Origin of the sequence: Candidatus Phytoplasma palmae, from assembly GCF_046896035.1 — a bacterium.
In the GTDB taxonomy this organism is placed as follows: domain Bacteria; phylum Bacillota_I; class Bacilli_A; order Acholeplasmatales; family Acholeplasmataceae; genus Phytoplasma; species Phytoplasma palmae.
In genome coordinates this window covers 1-3878 of the sequence record NZ_JBIPDD010000018.1, presented here as the reverse complement: position 1 = coordinate 3878, position 3878 = coordinate 1, and the positions used below count along the sequence as shown (strand labels likewise).

The window sequence follows — 3878 nt, the reverse complement described above, 5'->3', positions numbered from 1 at the left end:
GTGTGAGGGGCTTAGATTAATATCTAGTAATAGAAAAACGGTCTAATTCTATCTCGATGATTGATTATAACAGAAATAACACCGGAAGGTTTTGCTAAATTTCAAACTTTAGGTGGTTGGATGAGTATAGTAATGTTAGCTCAGTTATGGCAAATTCATACTAAAAAAGGAATTTTATTTGCTGTAACAGGAGCTCGACCACCGCATAATTTATCTATTGCTGAGAGAAATAAAATTCCTGATATAAATAATTTATTTTTAGATTTAGGAGTAAATGATAAAGAAGAAGCTGAAAAATTAGGGGTCCAAATAGGCGACATGGTGACTCCTTATACTGAATTTAGAACTTTAGGAAATTCTGATTTTTTATTATCCAAAGCTATAGATAACAGAGCAGGAGTTCTAATAGTTATGGAAGTATTAAAATTATTAGACAAAAATCCTAATAGGTTTATTGGTTCTTTTACTGTTCAAGAAGAAGTAGGTTTAAGAGGAGCAATTACAAGCGCAAATAAAATAAAACCATCTATAGCGATAGCTGTAGATACTGGCATTTCCGATGATGTACCTGGAGATAAAAATGTTTCTAAAAGAGTATTAGGTAAAGGTCCTCAATTATCTATTTATGATTCTGGATTAGTAGCTCATAAAGGATTAAGAAATTTTGTTATTCAATTAGCCAAAGAAAATAATATTCCTTATCAAGAACCTATTCCTACGGGTGGTCAAACAGATGCTTCTGCTATGCATGTTCAAAATGAAGGAGCTGTTTCTATTGTTGTTAGCGTTCCAACGCGTTATATTCATTCTCATACTTCTATTGTCCATAAAAAAGATATCGAAAATACTATTAAATTATTACTTTTATTAATTCAAAAATTAGATGAAAAAAAAGTAGAAGAAATTTTGTTTAATTAAAAAAAATTTATATTAATTATTATGAAAAGAGGTTTATATTTATGAAAAGAACATATCAACCAAGCAAAATAAAGAGAAAAAGAACTCACGGATTTAGAAATAGAATTTCTACTCCAGGTGGACGTAATGTTTTATCTTCTAGAAGAAGAAAAGGTAGAGTTAAATTAACTGTTTAAAATTTTAATTTTTTAATTAATTTTTTTAAAATTAATTATTTTTATCTTTTTTTCTTTTTAATTTTTTATTTTTTTTATACTAAAATAAAAGAAATTTTTTTTTGATAAAATAAAATAATTTTTTCATTAGTTGTATAATATCAAAATAAAAATTAAAAAATCTATTTTTTAAATTATATTTATATTTTTATTTTTTTTATTTTTTAAAAAAATATTATTGAAAATAATTTATTTTTATTTTTTGTTTTTGATAATTTTTAATTAGATAATTTTAAAAAAAGGTATTATATTTCAAAATGAAAAGAAAGTTTATTTTAAAAAAAAAAAAGGAAATAAATTCTATTTTTAAATTTAATAAATGTGTAAGAAATTATTTTTTTTTATTATATTATGTTGTTGGTACGGATTTAAATTATTTTAGATTTGCTTTAATTATTGGTAAAAAATATGGTAAATCTCATGAAAGAAATTTAATTAAAAGACGTTTAAGAATGATTATTCATGAAAATTCTTTCTTTATGAAAAAAAATATTTCTTTCGTTATTGTTATTAAACCTGTAGCTAAGCAACTGAATTTTTTAGATTTGAAAAAAAATGTTTTATTTTTATTAAAAAAATCTTTTTTAATTAATCTCCCAAGTAAGGACGAAATATATAAAATATGAAAAATGATGCAATTATACATTTTTTTAAAAAATTTTTATTTATTTTTTGTTTAACTTTTATTTTCATATCCATTACAAAGATGTTCACTACCAGAACAGAAAATAATAATGAATGGATTAATGAAGAATTTAAAATTGTTTTTCATGATAAATTTGATTCTAAAAAATTAAGATTTTTATTTTCTGAATCTAATTATGTTTTGAAACATAAAGACGACAAAAATAAATTAAGAACATTTAATTTAGAAAAATCTCAACAATATTTAGATATATTTAAATTTGATATACATAATAAGAACAAAGATATTCGTGTTCAACATATAACAAATGATTATTTTAATGATTTATCTTTAGATGAAAAAGATAATGTTATTATTCAATTTTTTTCTAGTTTGAATTCTATTTTGAATGGTAATGAATATTATTTCTCTTTTAAAGGAAATGATTTTTTATTAAGTTCAAAAGATAAAATCAACAAAGTTAAAGAATTTTTTAAGATAAAAATAGGAACTAATAGACAATATATTCAAGAATTAAAGTATAGTAATGATAATTCTCCTTTATATATATCTAAATTGTTTACAACGATAAACCATGGACAAGGTTTGAATCAATTTCGATTCGAAGACAAAAATTTTAATTCTTTGTCTATTTTTTCTAATGATGAAGAAGTTCGAGAAATTTCAAATTATAAATATAATGAACTAATAAAAGAAAAAAAAACAGATCAAAATGTTAATGTTTTGTTTTTAAAGGAAAATAATAGTAGTGAAAAATTATTTTTAAAAGTTTTTATTGATGATGAAGAAAATTTACCTATTCAATGGTCTTCCAAAATTAAATGGAATTATGGCATTGTATGGGGTTATATTTGGAATGTTTTAATTGTTTTTATTGGATTTTTTTTGTCTTTTTTTTCTACAATATTTTCAAATTCAGAAGGTATTTTTTTTGGAAATTTAGGTTTAGGTATAATTTTAACTACTATTCTTATTAGGACTTTATCTTGGCCTATTTATACTAAAACTAGTACTTTTTCTTTAAATATGAGTTTGATGCAACCAGAAATTGATAAAATTCAAGAAAAATATTCTTTAAAAAAAGATCCTGAATCAGTACAAAAAATGCAAACAGAAATTTTTAAAATTTATAGAAAATATAATTTTAATATATTTGGAGTTTTTTTATCTTTTTTACAAATGCCTATTTTTATTGCTATGTTAAGAACTTTAAATCGTTTTCGTGTTCCTGGAGGTATTTTTAAATTACATACTTCAAAGCCTTTTTTGAATTTTATATATCTCGATGAATTTTCTACTAATAATAATATTTATACTAAGATTTTTTTATCTTTATTAGTGGGAGTTACTATGTTTTTGTTAAATTATGTTAGTTTACAAAAATCTGATTTTTTAAATAAAAATAATAAAATTTTAACTCCTGAACAAGAATTTAAAAAAAATAAACAAGAAAAAACTATGAAACTAATTAGTTATATCATGATTATTTTAATGACATTAGCATCATTTAAAGATTCATCTTTATCTGTATATTGGATAGTTGGTAATATTTATACTTTATTTCAAACAATAGTTAATCGTAAAATGATGAAAAAACAATATTATTCTTTAAAAAAAAGTTTTTTAATATCTCAAAATTAAATTCATTACAAATATAAATAAATTACTTTTCATTTAAGAAAAGTAATTTATTTTTTGTTTAAAATTTTTTTAATATTTATTTTTTTATAAAAAAATTAAAAAAAAGTTAAATAATTTAATTTTTTTTATATAAATATGTTAAACTAGATTAGTAAGAGTTTGATTTGCATGAAAATAATTTTTTTATTATATGTTAATGTACGTTTTTTTAACTAAAAAAATTAAAAGATCAAATATTTATATTTTTTATAATTTTTGTTTTTTAAATTTTTAATATTTTAGGAGGGGTAGCGAAGTGGCTAAACGCATCAGTCTGTAAAACTGCTCCGTAAGGTACGGTGGTTCGAATCCACCCCCCTTCACCATATAATATTTATAAATTTAATTTTGTTAAATTAAGAATTTTTTTATCTTAATTTTAATTCTTTGAAAACTGAAGATGATTTTTTTAATTAAAA

4 protein-coding genes and 1 tRNA gene are annotated in these 3878 nt (G+C 20.8%); all 5 read left to right on the top strand.

Features of this window, described 5'->3' with window-relative positions:
* Positions 1 to 60: 60 nt before the first annotated feature.
* Positions 61 to 918, top strand: a complete 858-nt coding sequence (locus ACHMP6_RS01690; RefSeq protein ID WP_412097799.1) for a M42 family metallopeptidase — start codon at positions 61 to 63, stop codon at positions 916 to 918.
* Between the two features lie 41 nt (positions 919 to 959).
* On the top strand, positions 960 to 1094 hold the full coding sequence (gene rpmH / locus ACHMP6_RS01685; RefSeq protein ID WP_412097798.1) for a 50S ribosomal protein L34: 135 nt from the start codon (positions 960 to 962) through the stop codon (positions 1092 to 1094).
* A gap of 296 nt (positions 1095 to 1390) precedes the next feature.
* Positions 1391 to 1759: a ribonuclease P protein component gene (rnpA, locus tag ACHMP6_RS01680; RefSeq protein ID WP_412097797.1), complete on the top strand. Its 369-nt coding sequence runs from the start codon at positions 1391 to 1393 to the stop codon at positions 1757 to 1759.
* A gap of 80 nt (positions 1760 to 1839) precedes the next feature.
* The gene (locus tag ACHMP6_RS01675; protein WP_412097796.1) at positions 1840 to 3420 is read left to right on the top strand and encodes a YidC/Oxa1 family membrane protein insertase; all 1581 of its coding nucleotides are present in this window, start codon (positions 1840 to 1842) and stop codon (positions 3418 to 3420) included.
* Between the two features lie 281 nt (positions 3421 to 3701).
* Positions 3702 to 3785: transfer RNA gene (locus ACHMP6_RS01670), tRNA-Tyr, on the top strand.
* Positions 3786 to 3878: the final 93 nt, after the last annotated feature.